Origin of the sequence: Gilliamella bombi (assembly GCF_900103255.1) — a bacterium.
Taxonomy (GTDB): domain Bacteria; phylum Pseudomonadota; class Gammaproteobacteria; order Enterobacterales; family Orbaceae; genus Gilliamella; species Gilliamella bombi.
Window position 1 is genome coordinate 49,311 of record NZ_FMWS01000050.1, and the last position, 7,566, is coordinate 56,876.

The following is a 7,566-nucleotide window of genomic DNA, read 5'->3' on the forward strand; positions in this document are numbered from 1 at the left end:
TGCCAACAGATAGGCTAAAGCGTAAAATGCCCATCCTATTTTGCTTAATCTATTACTTATAAGTAATACTGACCTGAAATCAGAGGCATTTTTAATGACAAATTTATATGCAAAACCAGAATTACTTTCTCCTGCCGGTTCTTTAAAAAATATGCGTTATGCTTTCGCATATGGTGCAGATGCTGTTTATGCCGGCCAACCGCGATATAGTTTACGAGTTCGTAATAATGAATTTAATCATGAAAATCTAGCAATTGGTATTAACGAAGCACATGCTCAAGGTAAGAAGTTTTATGTAGTTGTGAATATAGCACCGCATAACTCGAAGTTAAAAACTTTTATTCGTGATTTAGAACCCATTGTAAATATGAAACCTGATGCCTTTATCATGTCAGATCCAGGTTTAATCATGTTAGTTCGCGAACATTTTCCTGATATGGAAATTCACTTATCTGTACAATCGAATGCTGTTAACTGGGCAACAGTAAAATTTTGGCATCAAATGGGATTAACTCGAGTCGTCTTATCGCGTGAATTATCACTTGATGAAATTGCTGAAATCCGTGAAAAAGTTCCTGAAATGGAGTTAGAAGTGTTTATCCATGGGGCATTGTGTATGGCATATTCTGGGCGCTGCTTGCTTTCGGGCTATATTAATAAGCGTGATTCAAATCAAGGGACATGTACTAATGCTTGCCGTTGGAAATATAAAGTTGCTGAGGGTAAAGAAGACGAAGTGGGGCAAATTGTACATAAATGTGAACCGATCTCGGTAAAACAAGTTGAACCAACATTAGGAATTGGTCAAACTACTAGTAAAGTATTTATGCTTGAAGAATCAGGTCGCCCAGGTGAATATATGCAAGCTTACGAAGATGAGCATGGTACATATATTATGAACTCAAAGGATTTAAGAGCAGTGGAACTAGTAGATGATTTAACAAAAATTGGTGTACATTCGCTCAAGATTGAAGGAAGAACTAAATCTTTTTATTATTGTGCAAGAACAGCACAAGTGTATCGCCAAGCTATTGATGCGGCGAGTGAAGGTAAACCTTTTGATCCTCGCTTGTTACAAGAGCTTAATGCACTTGCTCATCGAGGGTATACGGAAGGATTTTTACGTCGCCATAAGCATGAAGAAATGCAAAACTACGAACATAGCCATTCAGTTTCGGAAAGGCAACAATTTGTTGGTGAGTTTAGTGGTGAGCGATTAAATGGATTGGCTGAAGTTATCGTAAAAAATAAATTCTCTGTTGGGGATAGCGTTGAAATGATGACGCCGAAAGGTAATAAAACTTTCACGATTGAGCGAATGGAAAACAAAAAAGGACAACCTGTTTCTGCTGGTTTAGGTGATGGTCATATTGTTTATATTCCGATTCCTGAAGAAATCGATTTAAATTATGCATTATTAATGCGTAATTTTGATTAGTTTGGTTAAGCATAAAAACTGTTCGGGATGTCCGAACAGTTATATTAAACAGAATTTTATTATTGACGAATTAAATTGTCTCCATAACCTATCCATTTATAGGTAGTTAAAGCTTCGAGTCCCATTGGTCCGCGTGCATGTAGTTTTTGTGTACTAACTGCTACTTCTGCACCTAATCCAAATTGCCCACCATCAGTAAAACGTGTTGATGCATTGACATAAACTGCAGCTGCATCAACCTGATTTACGAACTGTTCTGCATTAAGCAAGTTACGCGTGAGAATGGATTCCGAATGCCCCGTACCATACTCGCGGATATGCTCTACAGCCAATTCAAGTGAATCAACAATGATCACGTTTAAATCTTTTGATAACCATTCTTGCCGTAATTCTTCATTTTTTACTGGTAGGATAGTTGCATTACCTGTTTTTAATATTTCATAACAGTTTTGGTCAGTATGTAATACGACGTTATTATCTGCCATGACCTGACAAAGTTTTGGTAAAAACTGCTCCGCAATATTTCGGTGGACTAGTAACGTTTCAAGCGTATTACAAGTGCTTGGACGCTGAGTTTTGGCATTGACAATAATTGGTAGAGCATTATCAACATCAGCACTTTCATCAACAAAAATGTGACAGACTCCAATACCACCTGTAATGACGGGTATTGTTGAATGTTCACGGCATAATTTATGTAAAGATGCACCACCTCGGGGGATAATCATATCGATATACTTATCGAGTTTAAGTAACTCATGAATATATTTACGATCAGGATTATTAATACATTGAACAGCTGTCTGGGGTAAACCAACTTGTTTTAACGCTTTTTGAATAACAGAAATTGTGGCCATATTAGTATTGATTGTTTCTTTACCCCCGCGAAGTATTGCGGCATTGCCTGTTTTTAAACAAAGAGCTGTAATATCAATTGTTACATTTGGTCGAGCCTCGTAAATCGCACCAATAACGCCAAGTGGTACTCTGTGACGGTGTAACTTTAAGCCGTTTTCTAAAGTAGAACCATCAATGATTTGACCAATAGGATCAGTTAATGAAATGATTTTACGGACATCATTGGCAATAGATGATAATCGTTTGGGTGTTAAGAGTAGACGATCTAAAATGGCTTCGTTTAAATTTTGTTTTTTTGCCGCTTGGATGTCCTTTTCATTTGCAATGAGTATACTTGCGCTATGCTGTTCTAATAAATCAGCAATAACCATCAACGTGTTGTTTTTCATTGCGGTAGGACATTGTGCTAGTTGATATGAAGCAAGTTTAGCAGTTTTACCCATTTGCTGTAACATTGTTATCACCACTATTTTATATTACTATTTAGTTGTTTTATATTATTTATTTCTTTCTTTTAATAATGATTGCTTATCATCATCAGTCATATAATTTAAATCTATCTACTGCTAACCAATTAGCAATTATACCTCCAATAGCTAATCCCATGATTTTCCTTCCTTGTTTATTATTTATTTTATTATCATATCATCACGATGAACAGCAACATGACCATATTCATAGCCAATAATTTGACTAATTTCTTGAGAATGATGCCCAGCAATTTGCCTTAAAGCATCACTGTTATAACGACTGACACCTCGCGCAATGCGTTTGCCAAATTTGTCGCAAATATCAATAACTTCACCGCGAGAAAAATCTTTCTCTACGCTGATAATTCCTTTAGGTAATAGCGAACTACCATTATTTAAAATCGCATTAACAGCACCATCATCTAATAACACTTTTCCTGCTTTTGGTGCACCAAACAACCAGTGTTTACGATGTTCTAATGGTGTTTTTTGTGGTGAAAAATGTGTTCCAATCGGTTTATTATTGACAATATCAATAATAACATTTGGTTTATTTCCTGCAGCGATAATAACTTCTATACCTGCACTTCCAGCTACTTCAGCTGCTTGTAATTTTGTGCTCATACCACCCGTGCCAAGCCCTGAAACACTATCACCGGCGATACTTCGCAAATTATCGTCAATATGATCAATTTCATGAATTAACTTGGCATTTTTATCAGCTCTTGGATCGGCTGTATAAAGACCTTCAATATCGGTTAATAAAATCAACTTATCTGCTTCGGCTAAAATGGCAGCTAGTGCTGATAAATTATCATTATCGCCAACTTTAATTTCTGCGGTTGCAACAGCATCATTTTCATTGATGATTGGAACGATATGATTATCTAACATTGCTTTTAAAACGTCTTGGGCATTTAAAAATCTTTCACGATCTTCAAGGTCTGCACGGGTAAGTAACATTTGACCAATATAGATCTTATAGATAGAAAATAGCTGTTCCCAAAGTTGAATAAGCTTACTTTGTCCAACAGAAGCAAGTAATTGCTTTGAAGCAACAGTATTAGGTAGGGTAGGGAAGTTAAGATATTCGCGTCCAGCTGCAATTGCACCAGATGTAACAATGATAATTTTATGTCCATCTTGATGTAGACTTGCGCATTGTCTTATTAACTCAACTATTTGTGCTCGATCAAGTTGTTTTGTTCCACCTGTTAGTACACTGGTACCTAATTTAACAACCACGGTTTGTTGTTTTTTAATAGTCATAGCATATTCTTATTTTTTCAGGTTATATAACAGACTTCATCCAATTTACTGATTGTGTTAACGCCTGATGCAAACTTTTTTGTAACTGTGTTTTAGGTACAGTTATTACTTTATTTTGTTTGATTGAATGAATTAATTTTGCTTCACAAAGATCACTTAACTTATCATCCTCAAAGATGATATTCATAACAGGCACATGACAAGCATGAGTTAAAAGTCCTTGATTTTTTAGTGAAAAATAATTTAATTCTGCTGCCAATTGTTGGTTGGATATTGAAGGCAATCCCAAACGGCTAGCTAACATATCTTTATAACTATTCGGTAGATTTTTTTGCAGATCTTTATCAACAAAGATTTGATGAATAAACGGAGTAAAGTTAAATACGCCTTTTATTTTATTTGGCATCAAATAAGCTAAACGTGTGGCAATATGTGAACCAAACCTAAATCCAGCAACAATAATCCGATGATCATCTATCCATGGAACAGAAGACAATTGCTCTAATATAGCTTGATGAATTTGGCTACTATTTTGTGATAAAGCAAAGTTACGGCTATAACCAACAGTTGGTAGATCAACAGTTAGCATGGCAAATCCATGCGGCGCTAAAAATTCACTAAAATAACGATAATAATCGATCTGCAAATTGCCTAACGCGTTACAAATCAACACAACAGGACAAGTCCCTTCGCATTTTGGTAAATGTAAAATTGTTTTGACACTACGATTATCGATTTTAAATTCCAGTTCTTTTATCAAAAATGGCGAAAATTGAAGAGCTTTTGCATAATACTGATAAGCGCATGTTTGGGCATACATTGCTAGTTGGTCATTTTTAAAATGAGGATAACTAGCAATACTTGCATATATGCTGGCTATAAGATAATAATTGTGTAAATTATTTTTATTTTCATCTATAAGATTTGCTTCATCAATTGATTCAGCTTTAGCTTGCCATACTGCTGCTTGATTTAAAAATTCATAGACCCAGTTGCCAGATTGATAACCAGCAACAGTGTCTAGCCAGGTATCATTTGTGTGGCGTCGAGTTGAAGCGGCAATTTTTGATAAAACCGCTTCAGCCTCTAATTTGGGTAATCCACGCCAATGCCACAAAATAGGATTAATAATTCGATACCATCTGGAGTCAACTTCCCCATCTAAGGCGCTAATGTTACTACCATTACTATTATCAATGCGATTGATAAGTGTTGAAGTTTCAGGATAATCAAATTGTGGTTTAAATATCTGTTCAGTTAGATTTTCGGTAGTTGCCATAACAACCTTAACTTCCTTATCAATTATTTATGATCGCTAATAGGTTTAACAAACATAACACCGGTATCCCATGGCTGTTCAATCCAAGTATCTTGTGCAATATCGACAACATAATCATCAACAAGTGGTTTACCAGCAGGTTTTGCAAAAATAGTTACGAAGTGAGCTTTAGGGTACATTTCGCGAATTGTATGAGCAGTGTTACCAGTGTCAACTAAATCATCAACAACAATAAAACCTTCACCATCGCCATTAGCTTGTTTTAATATTAGTTTTTCACGTTGATGATCATGATCATAACTTGAAATACAAACGGTATCGACATAACGAATACTTAATTCGCGCGCTAAAATTGCCGCTGGAACTAATCCACCACGACTAACGGCAATAATACCTTTCCATTGATTTGCAGGTAATAAGCGTTCAGAAAGTTGGCGCCCATAGGATTGCAACATTTCCCAAGTAACATTGAATTTTTTCTTTTCAGCAATAAGTTCTGCTTTATGTTGTTTTTTGGCTTGGATTTCTTCTTCTGTTAATAAAATTTGATCTGTTGACATTGAGTAACCTGCAATTTTAATCGATTGTATGAATAAATAAATATTAATGAACTAAAAATAGATGTAAAATTGCACCTTATTATAATGTGATTCAATAAAAAAAACCACTCATTAATTTATTACATACTTAATATTGAGGTTATATTATGCTTTCTACCTTAACGCCTAAATTTGTTTGGCAGATTTTTAATGATATCTGTAAAATTCCGCACCCATCTCACCATGAACAAATGATAACTAAATATATCGTCGATTTTGCTAAAACTCATGGTATTGATTGCAAACTTGATAAAGTAGGTAATATTTTGTTAAGTAAACCTGCTACCAAAGGTATGGAAGAGTGCCCGTCAATTGCGTTACAGGCTCATATGGATATGGTACCACAAAAAAATGAAGGTACTAGTCACGACTTTTTAACTGACCCAATTCAAGCTTATGTTGATGGCGAATGGGTAAAAGCCAAAGGAACGACATTAGGTGCTGATAATGGCGTGGGGTTAGCATCTGCATTAGCTGTTTTAATTGATCCTGCTGTTGAACATGGACCAATTGAAGTATTGATAACAGTATCAGAAGAAACTGGTATGCACGGAGCCTTTGGTTTACAACCTAATTGGCTAAAAAGTCACTATCTAATTAATACTGATTCTGAAGATGAAGGCGAAATATTTACAGGTTGTGCTGGCGGCGTTGACTTTACTACAACCTTTGCTGTTACTTATGCAGTAATGCCAGAAAAGCATGATTGTTATATGAACATTTCACTTAAAGGATTAAAAGGGGGGCATTCAGGTTGTGATATTCATCTTGGTCGTGGAAATGCAATTAAATTGATGGCTCGCTTTTTAGCGCAATATGCACAAGATATCTCGTTTAGATTAGCTGATATAAAAGGTGGTTCACTACGTAATGCGATCCCAAGAGAAGCCTTTGTTGAAATTACACTAAATAAACAAGATCTGCCAAAATTAGAAGCCATTGTTAAACAGTATCAAACAATTTTACACAGTGAGTTAGGTCATGTAGAGCCTGCTATCGAAATAACGTTATCGAAAGTTGAATCAAACAAAGTAAAACGCGTATTAACTACAGAGCATCAAAATAAAATCATAAGCTGGCTAAATTCAGCGCCTAATGGTGTAGTTAGAATGAGCGATCAACTTCATGGTGTGGTTGAAACATCGCTCAATTTAGGTATTGTTAGTATTGAGGACAATCAACTGAATGTCCATTTTCTTATTCGTTCTCAAGTCGATAGTGCTAAAGATGCGGTTGTATCAACATTGACATCACTTAGCCAATTAGTGGATGCTAATTATGAAATAAGTGGCGGTTATTCAGGTTGGGAACCTAATTTAGATTCACAGCTTTTAAAGCTTGCTAAAGATAAATATCACGAAATTTTTTCTCAGAAAGCCAAAATAATGGTGATTCATGCAGGGCTTGAATGTGGTTTATTTAAACAAAGTTACCCAAATCTGGATATGATATCAATTGGACCAACGATTGTTTCGCCACATTCACCAGATGAAAAAGTTAACATTCAAAGTGTTTATCGTTATTGGGAATTATTGATAGCGATATTAAAATCAGCAACTTTATTAAAATAATCCAACACTTCACCTGCCGATCTTTATCGGCAGGCATTTCGAACAGATTACTCGTGTTTATATTTGATCCTCGCCAAAATAT

Annotated in this window: 6 protein-coding genes; 2 read left to right on the plus strand and 4 right to left on the minus strand. The window is 35.4% G+C overall.

Going from position 1 to position 7,566, the window contains the following annotated elements:
• Nucleotides 1–94 precede the first annotated feature (94 nt).
• Complete coding sequence (gene trhP / locus B9N71_RS09760) at nucleotides 95–1,438, plus strand: prephenate-dependent tRNA uridine(34) hydroxylase TrhP (RefSeq protein ID WP_085165792.1); 1,344 nt, start codon at nucleotides 95–97, stop codon at nucleotides 1,436–1,438.
• Between the two features lie 59 nt (nucleotides 1,439–1,497).
• Here trhP and proA read toward each other — a convergent pair whose 3' ends face one another.
• The 4 genes from proA to gpt form a co-directional block, all read right to left on the minus strand.
• A complete protein-coding gene (gene proA, locus B9N71_RS09765; RefSeq protein ID WP_085165793.1) occupies nucleotides 1,498–2,751 on the minus strand; it encodes a glutamate-5-semialdehyde dehydrogenase in 1,254 nt (417 codons plus the stop codon).
• A gap of 174 nt (nucleotides 2,752–2,925) precedes the next feature.
• Nucleotides 2,926–4,035 carry a glutamate 5-kinase gene (gene proB / locus B9N71_RS09770; RefSeq protein ID WP_085165794.1) on the minus strand — a complete coding sequence of 370 codons (1,110 nt, stop codon included), beginning with the start codon at nucleotides 4,033–4,035 and terminating at the stop codon, nucleotides 2,926–2,928.
• A 22-nt stretch (nucleotides 4,036–4,057) separates the two neighbouring features.
• The gene (locus B9N71_RS09775; RefSeq protein WP_085165795.1) at nucleotides 4,058–5,314 is read right to left on the minus strand and encodes an alpha/beta hydrolase; all 1,257 of its coding nucleotides are present in this window, start codon (nucleotides 5,312–5,314) and stop codon (nucleotides 4,058–4,060) included.
• Between the two features lie 23 nt (nucleotides 5,315–5,337).
• On the minus strand, nucleotides 5,338–5,874 hold the full coding sequence (gene gpt, locus B9N71_RS09780; RefSeq protein ID WP_081296839.1) for a xanthine phosphoribosyltransferase: 537 nt from the start codon (nucleotides 5,872–5,874) through the stop codon (nucleotides 5,338–5,340).
• Between the two features lie 146 nt (nucleotides 5,875–6,020).
• On the opposite strand from gpt, the gene B9N71_RS09785 reads away from it, so the two are divergent.
• Nucleotides 6,021–7,484 (plus strand): aminoacyl-histidine dipeptidase, encoded by a 1,464-nt coding sequence (locus tag B9N71_RS09785; protein ID WP_085165796.1) that lies wholly within the window; start codon nucleotides 6,021–6,023, stop codon nucleotides 7,482–7,484.
• The last annotated feature ends 82 nt before the right edge of the window (nucleotides 7,485–7,566 follow it).